The sequence below is a fragment of the Bacillus sp. FSL P2-0099 genome (assembly GCF_038007445.1).
GTDB classification, from domain to species: Bacteria; Bacillota; Bacilli; order Bacillales; family Bacillaceae_G; genus Bacillus_A; species Bacillus_A mycoides.
Map to the genome: position 1 here is coordinate 4510853 of NZ_JBBOXE010000001.1, position 26198 is coordinate 4537050.

The following is a 26198-nucleotide window of genomic DNA, read 5'->3' on the forward strand; positions in this document are numbered from 1 at the left end:
TAGCTTTTATATTGATTTTGTCATATCGATAACGACACATCCGTTAATCTTTCCTACTTTCATGTAAAAGTCTCCACGTTATCGTTACAAAAATTCTTACAAGCACATCTTAATATACTTGAGCAAGAAATAACGATAATAAGTGGCTGATTTTACAATAAATACAAATAAAAAAACCTTAGAAGAAAATCTTCTAAGGTTTTAAACAATTAGTTAATGTTGTTTTTTGCAACTGTTGCTAATTCAGCGAAAGCTTTTTCGTCATGAACAGCTAAGTCAGCAAGCATCTTGCGGTTAACTTCGATGCCAGCATTTTTTAAACCGTGCATTAAGCGGCTGTAAGAAAGACCATTCATACGAGCTGCTGCGTTGATACGTGTAATCCATAATTTACGGAAGTCACGTTTCTTTTGACGACGGTCACGGAATGCATACATTAGAGATTTCATAACCTGTTGGTTAGCAACCTTAAATAATGTACTCTTAGAACCGTAGTAACCTTTTGCTAATTTTATAACTTTTTTACGACGTTGACGAGTAACTGTACCACCTTTTACTCTTGGCATAATATTACCTCCTAGTTTGTTCTATATATCAGCCGAACTTATTTTAAGTTGTCAAGCATTTGACGAATGCGTTTGAAGTCACCAGCGCTAACTACACCAGCTTTACGTAGTTTACGTTTAGCTTTTGTAGATTTGTTAGCGAATAAATGGCTTGTGTAAGCGTGAGAACGCTTCAGTTTACCAGATCCAGTCTTTTTGAAACGCTTTGCAGCGCCGCGATGAGTTTTTTGTTTAGGCATAGGTATTTCCTCCTCTATCTATTACTTATCGTTTTTCGGTGCTAAAACTAAGAACATACTACGTCCTTCCATTTTAGGCTTAGATTCAATTGTACTAACTTCAGCACAAGCTTCTGAGAAGCGATCTAAAACACGTTGACCGATTTCTTTATGAGTAATGGCACGTCCTTTAAAGCGAATTGACGCTTTAACCTTGTCGCCTTTCTCTAAAAACTTGACAGCATTACGAAGTTTTGTGTTAAAGTCATGTTCATCAATTGTTGGACTTAAACGAACTTCTTTCATGCTAATTACTTTTTGATTTTTGCGCTGTTCTTTTTCTTTCTTCTGTTGCTCAAAGCGGAATTTACCGTAGTCCATAATGCGGCATACTGGTGGTTTCGCATTTGGAGCAACCAATACTAAATCAAGATTAAGACCTGCAGCTAAGTCTAAAGCGTCATTACGAGACTTGATTCCAAGTTGATCGCCGTTTGCGCCAACTAAGCGTACTTCACGTGCACGAATTTGCTCGTTAATCATCATATCCTTGCTAATAGTAAGCCACCTCCAAGGTTTTCTTAGAATACGTTTTGCAATTGTAGAACCCGAACAAAAAAAGTGCGGGCACACGGCACCCACACTTGTAATATCTTTAGTAAGAAATACATTTACCTGCTAACTGCGAATGCGTCCATCAGGTGAGAAGCGGGTGCTTCTACTTGTCAAAACCATATTCTATTATCCTTGATGAGTTTATCATAGGACATGACGTCTGTCAAGAAGACGCGATGTGTTTTACTAACAACAAGAAATATTGTAACAAACAACCAGCATACTTGCAATACTTTTTTATGATAAGTATTGTTTGGTTATTTTTTCTAGATTTCCTTTTTTATAATACATAAAAAAGCCGCGGTATACCGCGGCTCTTTCTTATCGTTTTCCTTCTACCTTAATCATGTCAACAAACGCATCTAATGCGATTGTTTCTGATTTTTGTTCACCATATTTACGTACGTTAACGCCATTTTCAGTAACTTCATTGTCACCTACTACAAGCATGTACGGAATCTTTTGCATTTGTGCTTCACGGATTTTGTAACCAATTTTCTCTTCACGAGTGTCTAATTCAACACGGATACCAGCACGTCGTAATTCATCTTGTACTTTCTTCGCATAGTCTAAATGTACTTGCGGAGAAACTGGAATTACTTGCGCCTGAACTGGAGCTAACCAAGTTGGGAATGCGCCTTTGTATTCTTCAATTAAGAAGGCTACGAAACGTTCCATAGTTGATACAACACCACGGTGAATTACAACTGGACGATGTTGTTTACCGTCTTCACCAACGTAAGTTAATTCAAAGCGTTCTGGAAGTAAGAAGTCTAATTGTACAGTTGAAAGTGTTTCGTCTTTTCCAAGAGCAGTACGAACTTGAACGTCAAGTTTCGGACCATAGAATGCCGCTTCACCTTCAGCTTCATAGTAATCAAGACCCATTTCATCCATAGCTTCTTTTAACATACCTTGTGCTTTTTCCCACATCTCATCATCAGCATAATACTTTTTAGTATCTGCTGGGTCACGATAAGATAGACGGAATGAATAGTTTTCTAAACCGAAATCTTTGTACACTTCTAACGTTAAGTTTACAACACGTTTTAATTCTTCTTTAATTTGATCTGGACGAACGAAAATGTGCGCATCATTTAAAGTCATTCCGCGTACACGTTGTAATCCAGATAATGCTCCAGACATTTCATAGCGGTGCATTGTTCCAAGTTCCGCAATACGGATTGGTAATTCACGGTAGCTGTGAATATCATTTTTATAAACCATCATATGGTGAGGGCAGTTCATTGGACGAAGAACTAACTCTTCATTATCCATTTCCATTGATGGGAACATGCCATCACGGTAATGGTTCCAGTGACCAGAAGTTTCATAAAGCTCTCTACTTCCTAATACTGGAGTGTATACGTGATCATAGCCTAAGCTTGCTTCTTTATCAACGATGTAACGCTCGATAATACGGCGAATTGTTGCACCTTTTGGTAACCAAAGTGGTAAACCTTGTCCTACTTTTTGGCTATTAGTAAATAGTTTTAACTCTTTACCTAATTTACGGTGATCGCGCTCTTTCGCTTCTTCAAGCATACGTAAGTGCTCATCTAATTCTGCTTTCTTAACGAATCCAGTACCGTAAATACGTTGTAACATTTTATTATTGCTATCGCCGCGCCAGTAAGCACCAGCAACACTTAATAATTTAAACACTTTAATCTTCCCTGTAGATGGAAGGTGAACACCACGGCAAAGGTCGAAGAATTCGCCTTGCTCATAGATTGAAATAACTGCATCTTCTGGAAGATCGTTAATTAAATCTAATTTTAACTCATCGCCGATTTCTTCAAAGCGACGAAGTGCTTCTGCACGCGGTACTTCATGACGAACGATTTCTAAGTTTTCGTTCACGATTTTTTGCATTTCTTTTTCGATTTTCTTGAAGTCTTCAACTGTAATTGCTTCTTCCATATCAATATCGTAGTAGAAGCCATTTTCGATTACTGGACCAATGCCAAGCTCAAGCTTAACATCTTTATATAAACGTTTTAACGCTTGTGCTAAAAGGTGAGCTGTTGAGTGGCGTAAAATATATAAGCCATCTTCAGAATCTAATGTAATAATAGAAACTGCACCATCTTCTTCGATTGGTGTAACAAGATCGATCATCTCATCGTTTAATTTTCCAGCCACAGCTTTTTTCTTTAAGCCTGGGCTAATAGAAGCTGCGATTTCTTCAGTTGTTACTCCTTTTGGAAACTCCTTCACAGCTCCATCAGGGAAAGTAATTTTAACTACATCTGCCATCACTGGTCACTCCTCTTTTTTTTCAAAATAAAAAACACTCATCCCATAAAAAGGGACGAGTGTTGAATTCGTGGTTCCACCCTTGTTCCAATTAACCTTATTGTTAATTGCTCAAGTTCAACATAACGGTGTTGTCCGTTAGCAATTACTAGAAAAACGTTCACTGCTAAAGTTTAGAGGTGGTAAGTAATTATCCCGTACTAGGAAGCTCACACCCTAAGGCTTCCCTCTCTGAAAATCGTAGAAAACTACCCATGTCCTCATCATGACATTTCAATATATTTCATTTATGTAGGTAATTATATGCTCAAAAACTTAGAAAATCAAGGGCGTTACCTTTATTTTTTAAATTTTTCACATTGCGCTCAAACTCATGTAATCCATGTAGTTGCACTCGTTCCTGAAATACATTTCGCAAAGTAATAATCATATTATGATCTTGTTCTTTCGTATATAAATAAATCTTTTTCGGCGAAATAGAAAGAAGTGGTGCAATTACTTTCGTATCGATATATACATCCTGTTTCTTTAATAATTCTTCATCTATATATTGAACCAATTTCTCCTGTTTTAAACGCCTACCTTTATCATCATAGAAAATAAAACTTTCATCAAAAATAAGATGTACACAGGACAAACGTGATTTCCGGCTACTTACTTGTTGGCGAAGTGTCTCAATGAATATTTGGTATTCCTGCTCCATCTTATACTCATCAATTGCAACTTCAGCAAGCTTAGTTACCATTTCCCTATATGTACGAAGACGAAAACGAACGTATGATGAAAACGAGAATGAGAGCGGATCACAAAGCCAATCATTCAAAGACGACGCAATATAAGATTCAAATTTTTGACGTGTTAAATCACTAGATACTCCTTTTCTTCTTTCCTTTAAAATCTCATGTGCCATATGCAATATTTGATGACACTCTTCTTGTTCTTCATAAAAAAACTTTTCCTTTAAAATGGTATGAATCCATTCATTTTGTTTCACATTCATAATGAAATATAGTAATACTGGCAATAAAATCTTTTCAATATAATTTGATTCACATAATGGTATATGAATAACAACCTTTTGTTCGTTTAAATATACACTTGTTTCCTTATATAAGGATTCTGTTCTTTTCGTTAGTTGTCTGTATACGTACACAGCATCATTTTTTTCTTCGAAGCAAATTTCAATCACTTTTGTCCCCCCTTTTATCCCCGCTCTAAAGGATTGCATCTATACGTTACAAATCCTATAAGAGTCCGATCTATGGAAGTTCACTCTTAGTAGAAACCTATCTCCCATTGTTAGAACATCCACTCGATATGGCTTGCTAATTTTATATATATTAAGGGAGGGAGAAAAAAATGATACAAGCTACTCTGAAAAAATGATTAAAATAAAGTGAAACTTTAATCAGTGGAGGTTTTGTCCATCGTTCACTGATTATTAGCCCGCACCAATCGGGCTTTTACGGGCAGCAGGGCTCCCACCTAACTTCTTTGCTTTACAGCCGAATTTTGAGGTGGGAGTCTTACTGCCCGCCAATAGCGGGATAAAAAAGAGCAAGCTTCTCAGCTCGCTCTTTACTTATTACGACGATTCTTCCCGCCAATTGGGATTGGCTTCGCTAAATATTTAATTCGTTCCATAATACGGGCCGCTTTCATCTCTTCTGCTTCACCGCGCTGTGTATACGTTAAATGATGTTCCAACTGTTTGAAATCAAAGTTAGATGTAAAGAACGTCGGTAAGTTTTCCAACATACGGAATTGCAAGATTGCACCGAGTACATCATCACGTACAAAACTTGACATCGCTTCTGCCCCGATATCATCTAACATTAATACTTGTACACGTTTGACAGCATCAATCTTTCCGCTAATCGAATTATCTTGAATCGAACTTTTGATTTCACGTAAAAATTCAGGGAAGTATACGAGCATCGAACTAATTTTCTTTCGCGCAAGCTCATTTGCAATTGCCCCTAAAAGATACGTTTTCCCTACACCAAATTTACCGTACAAATATAAACCTTGTGCTTTTTTACCTGGTTCGTATGTGTTTAAAAATTCATTCGTTGCACCTATTGCATCAATACGTGCATCTAAATCTGAAGGGTCTAAATTTTCCATAGTTGCCTGCAAAATGTCAACTGGCATATATACACTTTGAACGAGTTTTTCATATTTTTTTCTCTCATCATATGCTACTTTTCTAATACAACGATCGTATTGAATATCAATCATCTTACCTTGAATGACGAGCTTCGGCTCATATCCTTGTAGCATATTTTTACATGACCCTAAATCTGGACAATCCGCACACCCTACACTTTGTCCAATATATTCATATAACTTCACAAGACTTCGTTCAATCATAGAAGTCGTTACTTCACCTTTATGTTCGTCTATAAATTCTTTCACACGAGGGTGCGCCATCACTTCTGCCTTTAAGACTTCATATCTATTTTTAAAGTTTTTATTTTCCATTAATTTCGTAAATGAATTTTGAATATGCTCCATTTTCTCACCTCAAAGAGCGTTCATTTTCTTTTATTAATCACGCTTATATTTTTTCAATACTTCTTCTAATCGTTTCCGTTCATCTTCTAACGTACTTGCATCTTTTTTCGCACTTACGTCATTTTTTACAGGTTCTTTCTCTTCTTCTTTCGACTCTTCTTTAAGCCAATCTGGTACCATTTCTTTTCGCACTGTTTTCTTCGCTGTACGACCTTTTTTCTTCGTCTCAGCCCACTCTTGATATTGACGATTCTCTTCTTTCGCTAGCGCCATCGCCTCGCCTACTGTACCGACCTTTTTTCGCGCCCAATGTCCAGCAATCTTCTCGACATACGTTTTAGCAAGCTTCATATCTGAGCGTAGCATAACGTAATAAATAAGTACATTCACAACCCCTGGCGTTAACTTTTGATTTATCATTACATCCTCAACGATTTGCAAGTCCGCTTTCGTCGCCTCTGCACCGCCTGAAATCTCTTTCAATAGTTGTTTTGGCGAGATTTCCTCTAACTGTTTCATTAGCATCTCTTCTTGCGTAGATGGCTCTTTCTCTTTCATTGTACGAGCAGCATGAGGTTGCACTCTTTCACTTAATACAGGTAACGCTTGACCATTTTCGAATTGATACCAATCGCGTGCTCCCTTCCGAAGCCTTTCGATATCAATTGTTTGCACTTCTGTCACTGCGCCAAGAACGATATTTTGCATCGATAACACATCCACACCGTACACATAAGCGAGTGTAATAACACATTCTCTCACTTGATCTGTAATCGCCTTTTTAGGAACAAGGGCTGATAGTCCGTCTACAAATAAAGAGAAATCAAAGAAATCGTTCCAAACTTTCGGAGCATCCCCATTCTCGTTACTTGGCATAATTGTCGTTTTCGGGATACGCAGTTCTTCTTGCGCATATTCAAACTGACCTGGGTTAAACGAATCAAATATATCGTTGAAGGAGCGCGTAACATTTTCATAAGAAGCAAAATCGAATTCTTCTTCTAAGAAATATTGCTTTACTTGGTTGTATTTTGTCCGACTCAAGCGATTATATAAAAAGATACTTAAAACAATATCATCAAAAAACTGCTTCGGAGATAAAGGTGGTTGCAATTCATATATAAACATCCGAATATCTTTTTCTTTCTTAATATATACATTTAAAAGACCAATCGCTTCTAACTTTACTCGTTCCCCATATATTTCAGGAAGTTGCATTTGCATAGTCACCATAAGGGAGTGATGTGTATTCTCTTTTCCAAACACACGATCTTGCTCTAACTCTCCCCATAGTGTCATGTATAAGCTAAAAGCTCTACTACCTATTAACGGCTGATACAACATCGTTAATACTTTCCGGTCGTAATTATGTAACAACCCTTTCGCACTTACTTTATAACGATCAATCGGCAATAGCTCCATCCATGACTGTTTTTCCATTCTTGCTTTTCCTTTCTCTCATCCAATCTAGCCTACATTTCACTCGTTCTATCTTTATTATATAATTTATTAGCGAAAAAGAGCTATTAGCTTCCGCTTCTAGCTCTCTTATCTCGTTTACTTACAGTATATAAAGAGATTCCTTCTACTCTCTCTCTTTTTGCAGTATATCTTTTAATTCTTCAATAAATACATTTAAATCTTTAAATTGACGATACACAGAAGCAAAACGTACGTAAGCAACATCATCAATATCACGAAGTTCTTCCATAACAATTTCACCAATCATATCACTTTTCACTTCTGATATACCTAAGTTACGAAGTTCACGCTCCACACTTTGTGTTACTTCCTCTAACTGCCTTAAAGATACAGGTCTTTTTTCACACGCTTTAATTAAACCGCGTAAAATTTTCTCTTTATTAAACTCTTCTCGTGTTCCTTCTTTTTTAACAACGATAAGAGGTGATTCTTCTACTCTTTCAAATGTCGTAAAGCGACTTAAACAACTTTCACACTCTCTTCTTCTTCGAATAGAGCGCCCCTCGTCTACCGGACGCGAATCTAACACTCTTGTTCCATTATGAAAACAGGATGGACAACGCAATTCATTCACTCCTTTACACTATAATCTTTATTCTTTCGCTACTCACCTACATGTGAAAATATATATACAATATTATATAACTCATTCTTCTATAATGACCACTCTAAGTTATTACATATCGTGATCCTATTTTATATAAACTAAAAAAGAGGTGCATTATACACCTCTTTACATTTTAAATCAATTATGTTCTTTTTTAAAGAGCTTTTGTTTCTCTCTGCTTAATTTCGAAGCTACCAGTGCCTCGAGGAAGCTCGATGCTCTCACGCGTTTTCGCGTTTAAACCTTCTGCAATATATTCTGCAGCAACATTTGGATCAATACGATCCCCACAAGTATAAACATCAATACTTGCATAACCGTGCTCCGGAAAGCTATGAATTGTTAAATGTGATTCCGAGATAATTACCACTCCACTTACACCTTGTGGTGCAAATTTATGAAAAGCAACCTCACGTACTTCAGCACCAGCTCTTAGTGCTGCATCCACAAATAATTGTTCAATATACGGCATGTCATTAAGCTTGTCGAAATCGCAATCCCAAAGTTCAGCGATCACGTGACGACCCATCGTATCCATAGTATCCATTCTACAGTTCCCCCTTGTAAATTTATTCTAACTGTTCGAATTGAAAACTAATTTGCAATTTGGCTTGCTCCACTACCACGGGGGAAAGTTAGTCCAGAGAGGTCCTAACCCTTTAAGTAGTGACTACGTACCTCAGCTCTTAAGTTTACGAGTGTTAGTATACTTTGTTTATTTTCATTTTGCAACAACAGTTTTTTCGATTTTCTGTCATAATTTCCTCTTTACTTTTCCCTAAAAAAAATAAACGATTCACAAATACAGTAATCACAACGTTTTTTGGTCTGTCCACTATTTGAAAATATACCCCTATAATTTTTTTCTTTTCAGAAAAAAATAAAAAAGAGGGCAAATTCCCACTTGCCCTCTCTCGTTCACTTAAATATGTTGCACATTTTTTTGTTTCGCTAATTCATCAACAACTAACGTTACAAGATCTACAACACGACGAGAGTAGCCCCACTCGTTATCATACCAAGCAAGTACTTTCACTTTACGCTCACCCATTACCATTGTAGATAAACCATCAATAATAGCTGAGTGTGTATTTGTATTAAAGTCAATAGACACTAAAGGCTCTTCGCTAAATTCTACAATTCCTTTCAACGCACCGTTTGCAACATTTTTGAATGCTTCATTAATACCTTCAACTGTTACATCACGTTTTACGTCTACTACTAAATCAACAAGAGACACGTTTGGCGTTGGTACACGAAGTGCCATACCATGAAGTTTTCCGTTTAAGTGTGGAAGAACTTTTGCAAGCGCTTTCGCGGCACCCGTCGTTGTCGGAATGATAGACTGTCCGCAAGCACGCGCTCTTCTTAAATCTTTATGTGGGTTATCAATATTTTTTTGGTCATTTGTATAAGCGTGAACAGTTGTCATTAAACCGTTTTCAATTCCGAACTGCTCATCTAACACCTTTACAACCGGCGCTAAACAGTTTGTTGTACAAGATGCATTTGAAATAACGGTATGCTTTGTAATATCTAATTGGTCTTCGTTCACACCAACTACGATTGTTACATCTTCATTTTTACCAGGTGCTGTTAAAATAACTTTTTTCGCTCCAGCTTCAACATGAAGAATTGCTTTTTCTTTCGAGTTAAATTTACCAGTTGCTTCAATTACAACTTCAACACCTAATTCTTTCCAAGGCAATTCCTTTGGATCGCGGTTGTTTAAAAGGCGAATCATTTTCCCATCTACTAATAAATGATCTTCAAATGCTTCCACTGTTCCGTCAAACTTACCATGTACTGTATCATATTTAATTAAATGTGCTAACGTTTCGGATGGATAGCTTGCGTTGATTGCTACAATTTCGAATGCGCTTTCTTTTATTGCTTGACGAAACACCATTCTCCCAATACGTCCAAATCCATTAATTGCCACACGAGTCATAATATGTTATCCCCCTTGAATGCGTTATACTATTTATCTCCAATCCCAATAATAGTATAACACAAAAAGGAGATATGTCACTAAGCATTTTCATTAATTTCACAATTTTTTAGTCAATAATGTTCCAATTCTTTAAAATCACCTGTAATTGTGTTTTCGTTCCCATAATTGTGCCATCATTATTTATCACTTCATCTGCACTCTTCACTTTTTCTTCTAACGGCATTTGAGATTGAATACGAGCTGTTGCTTCTTCTTCTGAAAAATTATTTCGTTTCATTAAACGTTCTAATTGTGTTTTCGGCGTAACTGCTACAACTAAAACACGATCAACGAGACTTGTTAATTTACCTTCAAACAAAAGGGGGATATCTAACACAACCGCTTGCATACCTTCTTTTATGTACATCTCCTTTTGTGCATTCATTTCTTCACGCACTGCAGGGTGAACAATTTTGTTTAACTGCAATCGTTTTTCTTCATTATAGAAAACGACACTTCCAAGCTTCGGTCGATCCAGTTCTCCATCTTTTTGCAATACTTCCGTTCCGAACACCTCTACAATTTTGTTATATGCCGGTTTTCCTCGTTCTACAACTTCTCGCGCAATAATATCTGCATCAATAACCGGTATACTCATTTCACGAAACATTTCTGATACCGTACTTTTTCCGCTTGCAATGCCTCCTGTTAATCCAATTACTACTGTCATAATAATCCTCCTCACAATATTAAAGGCGCGAAACTAATGTTCCACGCCCATACTTACATTTTCCAAATTCCAATAATAATGAGTAATACCCCAGGCAGAAATGTAAATTTTTGTAACCATTTCATATTTGATAAAATCGTACCGAGCTTCATTCCAATAAATAAAAATAAAGAACTCATAACCGCGACTAATGCCGCCATCATCGCGGGTGCATAACCTAATAAAGATGCACCAATTCCAGCACCAAACGAATCTATAGAAAGAGCAATACCAAGAAGTAACGCTTCTCCTGCAGAGATAGTTCCTGATTTATCAAAATCCGCAACAGTCGGCTTCCGCAAAATTTGAATCACTAACCCTAGCGAAGCAATTTCTAGTTTCCAAACCTTCTCCTCTTGCTTCGGTTCTTCTTTTTTATCACTTCGAAAAAATTGATATAATACCCAAATACCTATTCCAATAAGAACAAATCCGCCGATACGCGTTGCGATAACAGGTGAAAATATTTTCGCGATCATATGTCCAATTCCCATGGAAACGAGCATGACAGCCGCTGAACAGATCCCGATAATTATAATTGATTTTAGTGGAATTCTTACGCTCCTTAACCCGTATGTTAGCCCTACACTACAGCTATCTAAGCTTAATGTAAAAGCTAATAAAATAAGAGATAAATAAAGGTACATCGGTAAGCTCCTCCCTTATACATAGCTCTGCTCTATGTATATGACAAATGCCTATCCGATGTTATCCCTTTTCTATATTCTAGGTTGGCAAATTGGGCAGTAATGTGTTCCCCTTCCGCCAACAACTGTTTTTTCTAATAGCGTACCGCAAGTCACACACGGTTCTCCTTTTTTCCCATATACATTTAGAAGTTCCTGGAACGAACCAATTTGTCCTTGTGAATTAATATACGTTCTAATTGTACTTCCGCCTCGCTTAACAGCTTCGCCCAGCGTTGTAACAATCGCCTCGTAAATTCTTTCTATTTCTTCTTCTGTTAAAGATGCAGCTTCTCGTTCTGGGTGAATTTGAGAACGGAATAACACTTCATCTACATATATATTTCCAAGCCCTACTAAAAGACGCTGATCTAATAATACTACTTTTATTTTACGATTTGTTTTTTGCAATCTTTCTTGTAAATACTGCGGTGTCAATTCAGCATCAAATGGCTCCGGGCCTAAGTCAGCAAGAGGCATTTGATTCAACTCTTCACCTTTCTTAAAGAGATGCATCGTACCAAACTTTCTCACATCTTTATAATGTAATTCAGTTCCATCTGTAAATAAGAAACGGACGTGCGTATGTTTATCAATCGGCTCATCCTCTTGATGAAGTAAAAACTTACCTTCCATGCGCAAATGTGAAACAATTACATAGTTCGTTACATACAAAAGCAAAAACTTACCTCTTCGCTTTATATTTTCAATTGTCTCGCCTCTTAGCATTTCTTTAAAAATTTCTGCATCATCCGGTCGTTTTACTATTTTGGGATAAGTAATAACGACATCTTCAATCGTTTTTCCTGTTACAAGATTTTCAAGCGTCCGTCTAACATTTTCAACCTCTGGTAATTCCGGCATTTCATCACGTCCTTATTTCGCGTCGTACCAAGTTGGACCGTAAGAATAATCAACTTTCAATGGAACGACTAGTTCAATTGCATGCTCCATTACTTCAGGTACAAGCTTCTCTAATTTTTCAATTTCTTCTTTTGGTGCTTCAAATATCAATTCATCGTGTACTTGCAGAAGAAGACGCGCTTGTAATCCTTCTTCTTCTAGACGATCTGCCATAATAATCATCGCTTTTTTAATAATATCAGCCGCACTACCTTGAATTGGTGTATTCATAGCTGTACGCTCAGCAAAGCTACGTAAATTGAAATTACGACTCGTAATTTCCGGAATATAACGGCGACGATTTAATAATGTAACCACATATCCTTTTTGTTTCGCATCTTTTACGATTTCATCCATGTATTCTTGTACACCAGGGAAACTTTCTAAATACTTTTCAATAAATTCCGCTGCTGCTTTTCTTGTAATTCCTAAGTTTTGCGAAAGACCATAATCACTAATACCATACACAATTCCGAAGTTAACAGCTTTTGCTTGTCGTCTCATGTTAGATGTTACTTCATCTTTCCCAACACCAAATACATCCATAGCTGTTTTCGTATGAATATCCATGTCATGTTGGAACGCTTCAACTAACCCTGGATCATTTGCAATGTGAGCAAGCACACGAAGTTCAATTTGTGAATAATCAGCCGCGTACATGATCCATCCTTCTTCTGATGGAACGAATGCCTGACGAATCTTTCTTCCTTCTTCTAAGCGAATCGGGATATTTTGTAAGTTCGGATCTGTTGAACTTAATCGACCTGTTTGCGTTAACACTTGATTAAAACGAGTATGGATTTTAGATGAATCTTCATGTACAACTTTCAATAAACCTTCAATGTAAGTTGAATTTAGCTTTCCTAATTGACGGTAATGTAAAATATTTGGAATAATTTCATGACGATCCATAAGTTTATCTAATACATCCGCCGACGTAGAATAACCTGTTTTCGTCTTTTTAATAACTGGTAAGTTTAAATTCTCAAACAGAATAACCCCAAGTTGCTTCGGTGAATTAATATTAAATTCTGTTCCCGCAAGCTTATAAATTTCCTGTTCCATTTCCTTTAATCTACCTGCAAGTTCTTCTCCCATATTACGAAGACGCTCCGTATCAACTTTTACACCTTTCACTTCCATATCAGCTAATACACGTGCAAGTGGTAATTCTAATTCCGTAAATAATTCATATTGCTCGTTCTTTTTTAATTCTTCTAAGAACGTTTGCTTTACATCATATAATACATGCACTTTACGAGCTACATGCTCCGCTACTACCTCTAGCTCCGGAACAGCACGCTTCGCACCTTTCCCGTAAACTTCTTCGTCAGATTTTACGGCATGCGTTTCTTTCATTTTCGCTACAGTACGGAAATCTTTATCTGTATCGGCTGGATCAAGTAAATAAGCGGCAATTAATAAATCAAAGTCAATCCCTTGAATATCTACACCTTTCCACTTGAGAGCAACGATAGCACGCTTCGCATCAAATGTATGTTTTCTCATTTCTCCATTTGCAAGCCACTCTTTAAAAGCATCCGATTTAAGAGCAACATCGGCCGGAATGAAGTAACAACCATTTTCATTTTGAATACCAAAACCTTGAATATCGGCTTTATGATAATTATCTTCTTGCACTTCAACAATAAGCGCACTATCTTGCTGAAGCATTTCTTCTGCAACTTCTTCTACAATATCAAATGTAATATCATCTAATTCAGCTGGAGCCGTTTCCTCCGGCGTAACACCTAACTTATTTAAAAGGGATGTAAACCCTAAATTCTCGAACATTGGAATCAAATCGCTTGGTTCATACCCTTTATATTCCATATCATCTACATGCACAGTAATCGGTGCATCTGTAATAATAGTCGCAAGTTCTTTACTCATAAGAGCTTGTTCTTTATTTGCTTCTAACTTTTCTTTTAATTTCTTTCCACTCACTTGATCTAAGTTTTCATATACTGCTTCTACTGTTTCAAATTGCGTTAATAATTTAATGGCTGTCTTCTCACCAACACCTGGTACACCTGGAATGTTATCCGATTGGTCTCCCATTAAACCTTTCATATCGATAATTTGCTTTGGTGATAAGCTATATTTCTCAAATAAAGCTTCTTTCGTATATTCATCTACTTCCGTAATCCCTTTGCGAGGAATACATACGAGTGTATTATCTGAAACAAGTTGCAGTAAATCTTTATCTCCTGAAATAACTTTAACATGAAACCCTTGCTCACTCGCTTCTTTCGCTAACGTTCCCATAATGTCATCCGCTTCATAATTTTCCAGCTCATAACGCGGTACATTGAATGCATCAAGCACCTCACGAATAAACGGGAATTGCTCTGATAACTCAGGTGGAGTCTTTTGACGCCCTCCCTTGTAATCACTATACGTTTTATGACGGAATGTTGTTTTCCCCGCATCAAACGCCACAAGCATATGCGTCGGTTTTTCTTCCTCTAGTATCCTCATTAACATCATTGTAAAACCATAAATTGCGTTCGTATGTATACCTTTGTCGTTATTTAAAAGCGGTAGTGCAAAGAAAGCACGATACGCGATATTATTACCATCTACTAATACGACTTTTTTTTCCAAACTACAAACCTCCCCATACATATTTGAAACGATTTTTTCCACAGAAAAAAACCGTTCCTGTCCTCTCTCTATATTAACATGACTAATAGAGAGAAGAAAAATAACGGTTTTTTTCTATCATATATAAACAGACTTACATTGGCATAAAGGGAAGTGACGAGAATAGCATAACTACTCTCGTCCAAAATTACTCCTTGGATGAAGGGGTTTTCATATATTATATTAACAGAGCTTTATTAATATTTAATTAAGCCATTGTTAATATATTGTAAATATCCTTCATCCTATTTTTCAGTAGCTGATTTTGGTAAAACAACTGTAAATGTTGTTCCTTCCCCAACCTCACTATCCACTGTAATCGTACCTTGATGCGCTTCAACTAAATGTTTCACAATTGATAAACCAAGACCCGTTCCACCCGTATTTCTACTTCTTGCTTTATCCACTCGGTAAAAGCGTTCAAAAATACGCGGAATTTCATCTTTACTAATACCAATTCCAGTATCAGATACTTTTATATAAGCATTATATTTATCTTCTGCCAATTCAACAGAAACAACGCCTCCAGCCGGTGTATATACAATCGCGTTATTAATTAAATTAATAAAGATTTGTTTCAAGCGGCCTGGATCTCCAATAACGGAAACTCGTTTCAATGCATTCACTTGTAAAGAGATTTCTTTTTCTCCCGCTTTATTATCAAGCACCATATGAATATCTTCAAGAAGTTCCTTCATATCAACGGTCCCCATATTTAGTTTAAACCCTTGTTGCTCGATCTTTGACAAGTCTAATAAATCTTCAATTAATCCTTGCATGCGTTCACTTTCTTTTAAAATAATATGTAAGAAATGTTCGCAGAATTTTTTATTATCCATAGCCCCATCCAAGAGCGTTTCTGAAAAACCTTTAATAGAAGTAATTGGCGTCTTTAGTTCATGAGAAACATTCGCTAAAAAGTCTTTTCTCATTTGTTCTAATTTCTTTAACTCTGTTATGTCATGGAACACAAGAACAATACCTTTCCATTCATGGTTCGTCCCAATAATTGGCGCTCCATATACTTCGAAATGCTTTCGCTCAATTCCAAGCGGCAATAACATTTGTTTACGCACTTTCACTTCTGTCATAAAGATTTCTTCCACAAGCTCAATAATTTCTGTATGATGAAACGATTCATAATATAAGCGATCTAAATATTCTTCATCTGTTACGTGGAAAGTTTCCTTATAAGAACGGTTTACAAGGTTTATATAACCGCGGCTATCAATTAAAATCATTCCACTTCCCATATTTTCAATTAACGTATGCAGACGATCCTGTTGCATTTCCTGCTCAAGAGTCATCTCTTGTAAATTACGAGCTAAAATATTAATCGCTTTACTCAGCATCCCTGTTTCATCCGAATGACTTTCATAAGCGCGTGCTTTATAATTTCCCTTCGCTAATTCAATGGCAACTTTCGTAACCGATTCAATCGGCCTAATATATTGCCCCGTAATTTTCATACCTAAAAATACGACTACGAGACAAGCGATAACAAATCCTATAATTAATAATCCCCACGTTTTTTGATGTACGTCTTTCAATGGCTCAATTGTACTTTTCACCAAAATATATCCTTGTTTTCCTGCTAGATCTTGAACGAACACCGCATGATAAAATTCATTCTTTTGATCTGTTTCTTGCGTAATCACTTTACTTCGTTGTTTTGCTGCTTCAGAAGAAAGTTCTTTAATCATCTCTTGATTAAATGCAGATGGTTGCCCTCCGCTATATTGAACTTTCTTTTTTTCATCAACAAATATAATAGAAGCTGGTATTTTTTCTTCTAACTTTTCAAATACATAAGGCTTTTTTAAAACAGCATCAAACCCTTGCTCTTCTGCTAATACCGCAACATACTGTGTCTCTTTTATCATTCTCTCTTTAGCATGATCTATATAGTAGTTTTCAAATACAGTTTCTAATAATACACCTAGTCCAACTAAAATAAAAACGATAAGAGAAACAAATGTAAAAAGAAGCCTGGAACGAAACTTATTCATCCACTTTTGGCTCCTCTAATTTATAACCTAAACCACGTATCGTTTTAATGTACGTCGGTTTTTTCGTATTTTGTTCAATTTTATCGCGCAAATGGCTAATATGGACATCAACAATTCTTGTATCACCGGCAAAATCATAATTCCATACAGCACTTAATAATTGGTCACGAGTTAATACACGACTTTTATTTTTCGCAAGATAAACAAGTAACTCAAATTCTTTCGGTGTTAATTCCAGTTTCCTTCCTTGGAAGTACGCTTCATAAAACTCCGGTAAAATTTTAAGCTCTCCAATTTTGATGCTCTCTTCATCTGGCGATTCTGAAACTTGTTCTTCCTGCTGTAATTTCGTACGGCGCAAAATCGCCTTCACACGAGCAACAACTTCCCTTGGACTAAATGGCTTCGTCATATAATCATCAGCCCCAAGCTCAAGACCTAGCACCTTATCAAATTCATCATCTTTTGCTGTTAACATTAAAATCGGCGTCATAATACGCTGCAATCGTAATTCTTTACAAACTTCCATACCATCCATTTTTGGAAGCATTAAATCTAATATAATTAAATCTGGGCGTTCTGTAGTCGCTTTTTGAAGCGCCATTTCTCCATCCATTGCTGTAATAACTTCAAACCCAGCTTGTTGTAAATTAAATTCAATTAAAGTTAAGATAAATTCCTCATCATCAACTACTAAAATACGATTGTTCATTCTTTTCCTCCAAGTTATAGACTTGAAACCTTCTTCATCCTAGTATTTTCCCCGTTATTCTCATCATACTAGAAAACAAGGTCTCCCTCAATATAATTGTCTATTCATGGAGCTCGTTTGTACTAGAGTTTCGGAAAATAAAAGCAATCGTAACTTCATTCCCTCTATCCGGTCGCTATCCAAACTTTATAGATGAATCTATCTTTTTTAAACCCTTCTTCCGTATGAACTATAAACTCTCGATTTTGCGCTAGGAAAAACGAAAGAGCATACGCTATTTTATAATCTGGTGTTTCATATCCATCAAATACTTTCCCGTACATTTCATTTGCGATTGAATCGGCCCATACTTCAGCTTCTCTTATCATTTCAAAGATAACGTCTTCTCTTTTCCACTTCATCTAAAAAAACCTCCCCCTTAATTGACTTCAATTACCAATAATTATATTATTAATTTGAATATATAAATAAATTCGATAAAAGAAGGCTATTATGCGAATATTACTACCTATTTTAACTTTAGTAGTAACATGTTTCCTTACTTTTAACGTACCTAGCTGGGATACGATTAAAACAGGTTGTTCAGAATTTGCTGAAGGGTTCAAAGAAGGATTTTTCAACTAAAATAGCGCTAGCCCCTTATAAAAGGTTTGCTAGCGCTATTCATATTTTCATATTTTAAAAATTATCTAATGCTTTTTCCATAATGGAAACAGATTTAAAAGGTGGTGTTACTGTTAATGAACCTTTTACAACAGTTTCTCCTTTTTCATCATGAGCAAATACAATCATATCAATTGTATGTTCCTCCTCTGAAACAGCCACAACTTCAAAGTGGATTTGTAACGTTTCATAATGGTGAACATGTTTCACGAACTTAAGGTCCTTCCTAGTAATATGACTACCTGGACCTGGTAAATATTTCGTAACCGCCGTTGTAATCAGTCCCGTTAGCATAATGCTTGGGACAATCGGCTTTTCATACGGAGTTTGGGATGCGTAATCATGCTGAATATATAATGGATTGGCATCATTCGTTAACCCTAAGTACAATAACAAATCTTTATCCTCAATTTTTTCAGTGATAGATAATTTCTCTCCTACTGTAATTTCATCCATTCTACGACCAATTTGAACTTTTTTCTTTAACATGTTACAACCCCCTCCGATTTTTTCACCTTATTATCCTACTAAAAGCGATACCTTATCCGAAATTTACTGTGATGAGGGCAATGTATAGTATAAGTCTATAGTTTCATTATAGGATACACCAAATGATAGCGTTTTCATATTATTTCAAAAAAACATTTCAATATATAGTAGAAAAAGATTCGGGGCCCCGAATCTTTTTCCACTTATATTTAATTATTAAACAAGAACTTTCATAACGTTACGTACAGATTCTACAGAGCGATCTAACGCTTCTTTCTCATCTGCAAGAAGTTCTAATTCAATAATTTTTTCAATTCCGTTACCACCTAGAATTACTGGTACCCCTAAGTAAAGGTCACTATAACCATATTCACCTTCAAGGTACGCAATAGCTGGTAATACACGGCGTTGATCTTTCAAGATCGCTTCTGTCATTTCAACTAAAGAAGCTGCTGGTGCGTAATATGCACTACCGTTTCCTAATAAGCCTACAATCTCACCGCCACCTTTACGTGTACGTTCTACGATTGCTTCTAAACGCTCTTTTGGAATTAATGTTTCTAACGGAATGCCACCTGCATAGGAATAGCGTACAAGAGGTACCATATCGTCACCATGTCCACCAAGAACAAATCCTGTAATGTCTTTCACAGAAAGGTTTAACTCTTGTGAAATAAATGTACGGAAACGAGCTGTATCTAATACGCCCGATTGACCGATAACACGCTCTTTCGGGAATCCTGCTTCTTTAAATACAGAATATGTCATTGCATCAACTGGATTTGTTAATACAAGAATAATCGCATTTGGTGAATGCTTTGCAATGTCGCGCGTAATACTTTTCATAATTTTAGAGTTTGTTGCTACTAAGTCATCACGGCTCATACCAGGCTTACGCGCAATACCTGCTGTAATAACGACAACGTCAGAATCAGCAGTATCTGCGTAATCAGATGTACCAATAATGTTAGCATCAAAACCTTGTACTGGGCTCGCTTCTAACATATCTAACGCTTTCCCTTTTGTTGGATTTTCCAGCTGTGGAATGTCCACTAATACAACATCTGCAAGTTCTTTTTGTGCTAATAAGAATGCTGTTGTTGCTCCTGTAAATCCTGCACCGATGACTGAAACTTTCTTGCGTTTGATTGTCATGATTTACCCCCCGCTTTAATTATGCGTTTTTGATTATCGCTACATCCATGTTTTTAATAAGTTCATTAGCGAACTCAGAACATTTCACTTCTGTTGCACCTTCCATTAAGCGTGCGAAATCATAAGTTACTACTTTTGATTCAATTGTTTTCTCAACTGAATCAGTTACTAAATTCGCAGCTTCGTTCCATCCTAAGTGCTCTAATAATAATACACCTGAAAGAAGAACTGAAGATGGGTTTACTTTATCTAAACCTGCATATTTTGGAGCTGTACCATGTGTAGCTTCAAAGATAGCATGTCCAGTCACATAGTTAATGTTTGCACCAGGTGCAATACCAATTCCACCTACTTGTGCAGCAAGTGCATCAGAGATGTAGTCTCCGTTTAAGTTCATTGTTGCAACAACATCAAACTCACGTGGACGAGTTAAAATTTGTTGTAAGAAGATGTCTGCAATAGAATCTTTTACGATGATTTTCCCAGCCACTTCTGCGTCTGCCATCGCTTTATTCGCTGCATCTTTTCCATCTTTTTCAACAATGCGATCATATTCAGCCCAAGTAAATACTTTGTCGCCAAATTCTTGTTCCGCTACTTCGTAACCCCAGTTTTTGAAAGCACCTTCTGTAAATTTCATAATGTTTCCTTTATGAACTAATGTAACAGAAGAGCGTTTTTCGTTAATTGCATATTGAATTGCAGCGCGAACAAGACGCTTTGTCCCTTCCTCTGAAATTGGTTTAATACCAATCCCTGATGTTTCTGGGAAGCGGATTTTATTAACACCCATTGCTTCTTTTAAGAAAGCAAGAACTTTTTCTGCTTCTGGAGAACCTTGTGCATATTCAATTCCAGCGTAAATGTCTTCTGTATTTTCACGGAAAATAACCATATCAGTATCTTCCGGACGTTTTACAGGTGAAGGAACACCTTCAAAGTAACGAACTGGACGTAGACATACATATAAATCTAATTCTTGACGAAGCGCAACGTTTAGAGAACGAATACCACCACCAACTGGAGTTGTAAGTGGACCTTTAATTGCGATTAAATATTCACGAATTAAATTTAAAGTCTCTTCTGGTAACCACTCGCCTGTTTGGTTGAATGCTTTTTCCCCTGCAAGCACTTCTTTCCAAACGATTTTCTTCTCACCATCATAAGCTTTTTCAACTGCTGCTTCTATTACGCGAGATGCTGCAGCCCAAATATCAGGACCAATTCCATCTCCTTCGATAAATGGAATAATCGGATTGTTTGGTACATTCATAACACCATTAGTTACAGTAATTTTTTCACCTGTCGTCAATGTGATAACCCCCATGTTTGAAATTTCATATGTATGAAACTGAGGGAATAACCCCTCAGTTCAAACCGTTATTCAAATTTAAATATTCTAATCATTATATCTTCCCAAAAAAATCAGACTTTTGAAAGCGTATTTTCACTATCAAAATAGTGTTTTTCGCTTATCGTTGCGCTAGCGGAACGTACACTTGATGTGTCGGTCCATCATAATCAGCACGCGGACGGATTAAACGGTTGTTTTCATATTGTTCTAGAATATGAGCTAACCAGCCTGACATACGGCTAATTGCAAAGATAGGTGTAAATAAGTCATGGTCAATTCCTAAACAATGGTATACAGAAGCTGAATAGAAATCAACATTTGGTGGAAGACCTTTTTCTTTTGTTACAATGTCTTCAATTTTGATAGACATATTATACCATTTGTCTTCTCCTAAAAGCACGCATAATCTCTTAGACATTTCGCGTAAGTGTTTCGCGCGTGGATCACCATGCTCATATACGCGATGACCAAATCCCATAATTTTCACTTTATTTTGAAGAGCATTATGAATATATGATTCTACATTTTCTTCTTCGCCAATTTCAGTTAACATCTTCATTACATTTTCATTTGCCCCGCCGTGAAGAGGACCTTTTAATGCACCGATTGCTGCTGTAATACCAGAATACACATCTGAAAGTGTAGCTACGCAAACACGTGCTGTAAATGTAGAAGCGTTTAACTCATGATCGGCATGAAGTACAAGTGCCTTATCAAAAGCCTCAATTTCAACTTCATTTGGCTCACGATCATTTAACATGTACAAGAAGTTTGCAGCTAATGATAGATCTTTTCTTGGCTCAACAACATCTAACCCTTTACGAATTCTTGCATAAGCCGCAATTAAAGTTCCGACTTGAGCCTGTAATTTAACCGCTTTCAAATAATTAGACTTTCCATCCATTATTTCAGCGCTCTCATCATATAATGATAGCATGGAAATCGCAGTTCGTAAAACCGACATCGGGTGCGCGATTTTTAAATCTACTTGTTTCAAATATGTTAAAATCTCACCTGGTACTTTATAGTATTCAGATACTGTTCCACTAAATTCCGCTAGTTCTTTTTCATTAGGAAGCTTGCGGTGCCATAATAAGTACACTACTTCTTCGAACGTAGCATTCTCAGCTAAATCATCAATATTATACCCAACATAAGTTAATGTATCATCAATAATAGAGCTCACAGATGATGTTGTTGCTACTACCCCTTCTAAACCTCGAATAACAGTCATGACATTCTCTCCTTTTCCTGAAAATTCTCCCAACCTTGCTCCTTATATCTATTTGCTCCCCTTATAAATTATGAACGCTCGTTCACTCTTTAGGCAAGCAAAATGCACGTTCATGCAAATTTATTGCGATGTTCCCCTCTTATTGTCCATTGCTTACATGGAAAGCATGAGCGTGAATGTCTCCCCGAATCCTCACGCTCAGAACAACAAGTTAGTGAGGAAAATGAATTCCGAAGAGTTTATGATAAAAACAACATAAAACAATATCATTATAAAATTGTTTTATGTTGTTTTTATTTTATCTGGTGTAAAGTCTCTGCTGTTATGTAACTTTTCAAAGTTTCTAATCCTATTATAAACAATTATCTGACTTTTGTGAACAGAAAGAATTCAAAAATTTTATATTACTATAAAATTCCTTATTTAAACATCTGTATAATACTCATAACTGCGTAGGCAATTCCAGCCCCAATTAATGGACCTACAGCGACTCCATTAAATAAAGCTACAGCTATAATTGTCCCAAAAACAAGTGCGGTTGTAATATGTGGGTCCGTCGTCAATAATTGTACGCCGCCTTTCGCTAACAAAGCGACCGCCACGCCTGAGGCTAAAGCAATCCATGCATAATACGATTTCGCTGCTTCTCCGAGTTGTTTAAAGCCTATTTCCCCTGTTGCAATCGGTACGAGTACTGCTATTGTAATGACTGTTACACCAAGGTTAATCCCTTTCGTTTGTAGATAAGGAAAGACTTTATCTCCTAAAAACGTAAATTTCAATAAGAATAACACTCCAATAGCTACAGTAAGCGATTGGTTTTTAGCAATAAGTCCTATAATAAGTAGTATGAATAAAAATAACGTTGACTGACTAATCATGTTTGCACTTCCTTTCTGAAAATAATGAACTCGCTTCCAAACAAAAATACCTTTAAACCTATCGTTATACATGCTATATCGATGTATATGCAACAATAACCACTTCATTTTTTTCATATTTTAAAATGACAAACTGAAACTCTAACCATCAAAAATTTAAGCATGTATACATTTTTAAAAACGGTCGTCTCTCCTTTCTTTTCTATTAAGAAACAGGTAAAATAAAAAGAAGAGAAAATGAAGTTTTTACCATATAGTAGAAGCATCAACACCAAGCTTTTCCGGTCACTCATATATTGAAAAAGCAGGAAAAATCCATCATTCCACTATAACATAAAGTGAAACTTTGATCAGTGAATCTCACTAGTTATAAGTTGAACGAATTAGGATAATCCAAATTGGAATGGGAGGTATACATCTTTGAACCGAAACTTACTATATATGATATTACGACTCATGTTTGTCATTGTAGCAACGGTAGTTGGGTTCTATGCATTGCTGTACATGTCAGGCCTTATCTACCCTTTTATTATCGCTTTTGCATTCGCTTATTTGATTAATCCTGTCGTCAATTTCCTTAATCAAAAACTACAATTCCCTCGCGCATTAGCGGTACTCGTTAGCTTAATTCTCGTATTCGGAGCTATCGTTGGACTTGTTACATACCTTGTAACTGAAGCAATATCTGCCACAACGTACTTACTACAAATTGTTACAGTTAAGTTTCCAGATATCGTTGCATTCGCCCAACAATTTGCACTTAATCATATTATGCCTCTCTATGATGATTTAATCTCTAAATTTAATCATCTCGGAGAACCACAGCGATACACTATTACACAAAACATTCAAAACTTAGGCACCGAAGCAACGACACAAATGAAAGAACTTTTAACCGCCATTATAAGTGGGTTAACAAATTTCATTAGTGCATTACCAACAACTTTAACTGTCCTTGTCTTCGTCTTATTAGCCACCTTCTTCATTAGTTACGATTGGCACCGTCTTGCTCATAAAGTAAGAAAACTTCTACCTAATCGTTTGCATGGATACGGAAAAACTATTTTTGTCGATTTAAGAAAAGCTTTGTTTGGTTTTGTTAAAGCGCAACTTACACTCGTATCTATGACAACTATCATTGTACTAATCGGCCTTTTAATATTACGCGTGCCATACGCAATTACTATCGCGATTATTACAGGGGTTGTAGATTTACTCCCGTATTTAGGAACTGGAGCCGTCTTCGTTCCTTGGGTTATATACGTATTTTTCACAGGCGATACTGCATTCGCCATCGGTCTTCTCATCCTATACATCGTCGTGATTGTCCAAAGACAAATCATGGAGCCAAAAGTACTTTCATCTAATATTGGACTAGATCCATTAGCGACACTCATCGCTCTATTTGTCGGCTTTAAGCTCTTTGGTTTTTTAGGATTAATCATCGGTCCAGTCATATTAGTACTACTTAATACATTACACAAAGCTCATGTATTCCACGACTTATGGAAATTCATTAAGGGTTCACCATCAAAATAATATTTCCTAATTCATACACAATAAAAAATCAACTGTAATCAGTGGGAATTTTCCACTGATTATTCACTGTACTTTTTTGTACTACCTACATCTACAAGAGAATTTCCTAAAAAAGGATAATCCTCTTATTTTTTTGCATAAAAACGCATATTTTAGGACAAAAATACATTTTTATTCTATATACTTTATAATTATTACTTACATTTATTACTTTTTATGTAAATGAATAAATATACAAAACAAGGCAGATGAACCCTTTAATCAGTAATTTTTCTTCTCCTGTCTAACTTCTGCTCACTAGTCGAATCTTACTACACGCAAAAAACATCATCCTAATGTAACACCTTTCATTCACAAGAACCCTCTGCATCCTATCGTTTAATAACTAACAAAAATCCAACCCGAGCAGGAAGCTAACAATTGACTATAAGTGGCAAATAAAAAATAACGCGTAGATCGCTATAATCTACGCGTTATTTCTGAACAATAATAGTAGTTCTCTTTCTAATTTTCCAATCAATCCACTTCATAACAGCCGGCTTCAATAAAGCCCTCGTTATAGGAACAACAAAGATAAAACCTATTATATCCGTCACATATCCAGGCAGTACTAAAAGAATACCTCCTACGAATATAAAAATACCATCTAGAACCGCATCACCCGGCATTTCTCCTCTATTTAGCCTAAATTGAATCTCTCTAAGTACTTTAAACCCTTGTCGTTTCGCCAAATATACACCCACAATACCCGTAAATACAATCATAGCGAACGTAGACCATAAACCTATTACATGACTCGACCCTATTAACACCGTAATCTCAATCGCCGGCACTAAAATAAGTAAGAACAGTAACCACTTCATAGCTCACACTCCTTCATATTTCAATTTAAAAGGTTTGAAAGTATCACCCTTACAAAACCCTTTATAAGCCCCTTAAAACGCTCATACAAGCTTCACAA

25 protein-coding genes and 2 other annotated features are annotated in these 26198 nt (G+C 36.4%); of the genes, 2 read left to right on the top strand and 23 right to left on the bottom strand.

Going from position 1 to position 26198, the window contains the following annotated elements:
• Positions 1–209: 209 nt before the first annotated feature.
• The 17 genes from rplT to MKY90_RS23410 all read right to left on the bottom strand — a co-directional run bounded on the left by rplT (position 210) and on the right by MKY90_RS23410 (position 18323).
• Entirely contained in the window at positions 210–566 is a 357-nt protein-coding gene (rplT, locus tag MKY90_RS23330; protein WP_001138364.1) for a 50S ribosomal protein L20, read from the bottom strand.
• A gap of 38 nt (positions 567–604) precedes the next feature.
• Complete coding sequence (gene rpmI, locus MKY90_RS23335; protein WP_001125945.1) at positions 605–805, bottom strand: 50S ribosomal protein L35; 201 nt, start codon at positions 803–805, stop codon at positions 605–607.
• Positions 806–826: 21 nt separating this feature from the next.
• Positions 827–1330, bottom strand: a complete 504-nt coding sequence (infC, locus tag MKY90_RS23340) for a translation initiation factor IF-3 (RefSeq protein ID WP_002015470.1) — start codon at positions 1328–1330, stop codon at positions 827–829.
• Between the two features lie 63 nt (positions 1331–1393).
• Positions 1394–1514 (bottom strand) — a sequence feature (ribosomal protein L20 leader region).
• 206 nt (positions 1515–1720) lie between these two features.
• Complete coding sequence (thrS, locus tag MKY90_RS23345; protein WP_002034275.1) at positions 1721–3658, bottom strand: threonine--tRNA ligase; 1938 nt, start codon at positions 3656–3658, stop codon at positions 1721–1723.
• 48 nt (positions 3659–3706) lie between these two features.
• Positions 3707–3934 (bottom strand) — a binding site (T-box leader).
• A 31-nt stretch (positions 3935–3965) separates the two neighbouring features.
• The gene (gene ytxC, locus MKY90_RS23350) at positions 3966–4847 is read right to left on the bottom strand and encodes a putative sporulation protein YtxC (protein ID WP_061673936.1); all 882 of its coding nucleotides are present in this window, start codon (positions 4845–4847) and stop codon (positions 3966–3968) included.
• A gap of 389 nt (positions 4848–5236) precedes the next feature.
• Positions 5237–6175 (bottom strand): primosomal protein DnaI, encoded by a 939-nt coding sequence (gene dnaI, locus MKY90_RS23355; protein ID WP_002015473.1) that lies wholly within the window; start codon positions 6173–6175, stop codon positions 5237–5239.
• A 33-nt stretch (positions 6176–6208) separates the two neighbouring features.
• Complete coding sequence (locus MKY90_RS23360) at positions 6209–7615, bottom strand: replication initiation and membrane attachment family protein (RefSeq protein ID WP_002015474.1); 1407 nt, start codon at positions 7613–7615, stop codon at positions 6209–6211.
• Positions 7616–7760: 145 nt separating this feature from the next.
• The gene (nrdR, locus tag MKY90_RS23365) at positions 7761–8222 is read right to left on the bottom strand and encodes a transcriptional regulator NrdR (RefSeq protein WP_001203686.1); all 462 of its coding nucleotides are present in this window, start codon (positions 8220–8222) and stop codon (positions 7761–7763) included.
• A gap of 196 nt (positions 8223–8418) precedes the next feature.
• A complete protein-coding gene (speD, locus tag MKY90_RS23370) occupies positions 8419–8802 on the bottom strand; it encodes an adenosylmethionine decarboxylase (protein ID WP_002003660.1) in 384 nt (127 codons plus the stop codon).
• 384 nt (positions 8803–9186) lie between these two features.
• Positions 9187–10215: a glyceraldehyde-3-phosphate dehydrogenase gene (locus MKY90_RS23375; protein ID WP_063218381.1), complete on the bottom strand. Its 1029-nt coding sequence runs from the start codon at positions 10213–10215 to the stop codon at positions 9187–9189.
• 109 nt (positions 10216–10324) lie between these two features.
• The gene (gene coaE / locus MKY90_RS23380) at positions 10325–10927 is read right to left on the bottom strand and encodes a dephospho-CoA kinase (RefSeq protein WP_063218380.1); all 603 of its coding nucleotides are present in this window, start codon (positions 10925–10927) and stop codon (positions 10325–10327) included.
• Between the two features lie 53 nt (positions 10928–10980).
• Positions 10981–11613 carry a sporulation membrane protein YtaF gene (gene ytaF, locus MKY90_RS23385; protein WP_341092670.1) on the bottom strand — a complete coding sequence of 211 codons (633 nt, stop codon included), beginning with the start codon at positions 11611–11613 and terminating at the stop codon, positions 10981–10983.
• Positions 11614–11685: 72 nt separating this feature from the next.
• Entirely contained in the window at positions 11686–12516 is an 831-nt protein-coding gene (mutM, locus tag MKY90_RS23390) for a DNA-formamidopyrimidine glycosylase (RefSeq protein ID WP_002015480.1), read from the bottom strand.
• Positions 12517–12528: 12 nt separating this feature from the next.
• Positions 12529–15162: a DNA polymerase I gene (polA, locus tag MKY90_RS23395; protein WP_341092671.1), complete on the bottom strand. Its 2634-nt coding sequence runs from the start codon at positions 15160–15162 to the stop codon at positions 12529–12531.
• 284 nt (positions 15163–15446) lie between these two features.
• Positions 15447–17210, bottom strand: a complete 1764-nt coding sequence (gene phoR / locus MKY90_RS23400; protein WP_002143343.1) for a sensory box histidine kinase PhoR — start codon at positions 17208–17210, stop codon at positions 15447–15449.
• Positions 17203–17922 carry a two-component system response regulator PhoP gene (phoP, locus tag MKY90_RS23405; RefSeq protein WP_002129355.1) on the bottom strand — a complete coding sequence of 240 codons (720 nt, stop codon included), beginning with the start codon at positions 17920–17922 and terminating at the stop codon, positions 17203–17205. The genes phoR and phoP overlap by 8 nt, the downstream gene beginning before the upstream one ends.
• 164 nt (positions 17923–18086) lie before the next feature.
• Complete coding sequence (locus MKY90_RS23410; RefSeq protein WP_341092672.1) at positions 18087–18323, bottom strand: hypothetical protein; 237 nt, start codon at positions 18321–18323, stop codon at positions 18087–18089.
• 91 nt (positions 18324–18414) lie between these two features.
• Here MKY90_RS23410 and MKY90_RS23415 point away from each other — a divergent pair, with 91 nt between their 5' ends.
• The gene (locus MKY90_RS23415; RefSeq protein WP_002015487.1) at positions 18415–18546 is read left to right on the top strand and encodes a hypothetical protein; all 132 of its coding nucleotides are present in this window, start codon (positions 18415–18417) and stop codon (positions 18544–18546) included.
• 54 nt (positions 18547–18600) lie between these two features.
• Here the strand turns inward: MKY90_RS23415 and MKY90_RS23420 are convergent, their stop codons facing one another.
• The 5 genes from MKY90_RS23420 to MKY90_RS23440 form a co-directional block, all read right to left on the bottom strand.
• Complete coding sequence (locus MKY90_RS23420) at positions 18601–19074, bottom strand: MaoC family dehydratase (RefSeq protein WP_341092673.1); 474 nt, start codon at positions 19072–19074, stop codon at positions 18601–18603.
• Between the two features lie 216 nt (positions 19075–19290).
• Positions 19291–20229, bottom strand: coding sequence for a malate dehydrogenase (gene mdh, locus MKY90_RS23425; protein ID WP_002034284.1), 939 nt, complete (start codon positions 20227–20229; stop codon positions 19291–19293).
• Between the two features lie 19 nt (positions 20230–20248).
• On the bottom strand, positions 20249–21541 hold the full coding sequence (gene icd, locus MKY90_RS23430) for an NADP-dependent isocitrate dehydrogenase (RefSeq protein ID WP_002088934.1): 1293 nt from the start codon (positions 21539–21541) through the stop codon (positions 20249–20251).
• A gap of 160 nt (positions 21542–21701) precedes the next feature.
• Entirely contained in the window at positions 21702–22850 is a 1149-nt protein-coding gene (gene citZ / locus MKY90_RS23435; RefSeq protein WP_002015492.1) for a citrate synthase, read from the bottom strand.
• 386 nt (positions 22851–23236) lie between these two features.
• On the bottom strand, positions 23237–23698 hold the full coding sequence (locus MKY90_RS23440) for a DUF441 domain-containing protein (protein ID WP_000625507.1): 462 nt from the start codon (positions 23696–23698) through the stop codon (positions 23237–23239).
• Positions 23699–24118: 420 nt separating this feature from the next.
• Between MKY90_RS23440 and ytvI the strand changes: the two genes are divergently transcribed.
• Entirely contained in the window at positions 24119–25237 is a 1119-nt protein-coding gene (gene ytvI / locus MKY90_RS23445) for a sporulation integral membrane protein YtvI (RefSeq protein WP_002143350.1), read from the top strand.
• Between the two features lie 473 nt (positions 25238–25710).
• Here ytvI and MKY90_RS23450 read toward each other — a convergent pair whose 3' ends face one another.
• On the bottom strand, positions 25711–26100 hold the full coding sequence (locus MKY90_RS23450; protein ID WP_341092675.1) for an FxsA family protein: 390 nt from the start codon (positions 26098–26100) through the stop codon (positions 25711–25713).
• Between the last annotated feature and the right edge of the window lie 98 nt (positions 26101–26198).

Bases quoted from the DNA above. Each gene is read 5' to 3' on its own strand.
- infC (WP_002015470.1), bottom strand. From the start codon at position 1,330: ATGATGATTAACGAGCAAATTCGTGCACGTGAAGTACGCTTAGTTGGC.
- MKY90_RS23375 (WP_063218381.1), bottom strand. From the start codon at position 10,215: ATGACTCGTGTGGCAATTAATGGATTTGGACGTATTGGGAGAATGGTG.
- coaE (WP_063218380.1), bottom strand. From the start codon at position 10,927: ATGACAGTAGTAATTGGATTAACAGGAGGCATTGCAAGCGGAAAAAGT.
- ytaF (WP_341092670.1), bottom strand. From the start codon at position 11,613: ATGTACCTTTATTTATCTCTTATTTTATTAGCTTTTACATTAAGCTTA.
- phoR (WP_002143343.1), bottom strand. From the start codon at position 17,210: ATGAATAAGTTTCGTTCCAGGCTTCTTTTTACATTTGTTTCTCTTATC.
- MKY90_RS23420 (WP_341092673.1), bottom strand. From the start codon at position 19,074: ATGTTAAAGAAAAAAGTTCAAATTGGTCGTAGAATGGATGAAATTACA.
- MKY90_RS23450 (WP_341092675.1), bottom strand. From the start codon at position 26,100: ATGAAGTGGTTACTGTTCTTACTTATTTTAGTGCCGGCGATTGAGATT.
- dnaI (WP_002015473.1), bottom strand. From the start codon at position 6,175: ATGGAGCATATTCAAAATTCATTTACGAAATTAATGGAAAATAAAAAC.
- mutM (WP_002015480.1), bottom strand. From the start codon at position 12,516: ATGCCGGAATTACCAGAGGTTGAAAATGTTAGACGGACGCTTGAAAAT.
- rpmI (WP_001125945.1), bottom strand. From the start codon at position 805: ATGCCTAAACAAAAAACTCATCGCGGCGCTGCAAAGCGTTTCAAAAAG.
- MKY90_RS23440 (WP_000625507.1), bottom strand. From the start codon at position 23,698: ATGATTAGTCAGTCAACGTTATTTTTATTCATACTACTTATTATAGGA.
- thrS (WP_002034275.1), bottom strand. From the start codon at position 3,658: ATGGCAGATGTAGTTAAAATTACTTTCCCTGATGGAGCTGTGAAGGAG.
- phoP (WP_002129355.1), bottom strand. From the start codon at position 17,922: ATGAACAATCGTATTTTAGTAGTTGATGATGAGGAATTTATCTTAACT.
- speD (WP_002003660.1), bottom strand. From the start codon at position 8,802: ATGGATACGATGGGTCGTCACGTGATCGCTGAACTTTGGGATTGCGAT.
- MKY90_RS23410 (WP_341092672.1), bottom strand. From the start codon at position 18,323: ATGAAGTGGAAAAGAGAAGACGTTATCTTTGAAATGATAAGAGAAGCT.
- MKY90_RS23415 (WP_002015487.1), top strand. From the start codon at position 18,415: ATGCGAATATTACTACCTATTTTAACTTTAGTAGTAACATGTTTCCTT.
- mdh (WP_002034284.1), bottom strand. From the start codon at position 20,229: ATGACAATCAAACGCAAGAAAGTTTCAGTCATCGGTGCAGGATTTACA.
- MKY90_RS23360 (WP_002015474.1), bottom strand. From the start codon at position 7,615: ATGGAAAAACAGTCATGGATGGAGCTATTGCCGATTGATCGTTATAAA.
- rplT (WP_001138364.1), bottom strand. From the start codon at position 566: ATGCCAAGAGTAAAAGGTGGTACAGTTACTCGTCAACGTCGTAAAAAA.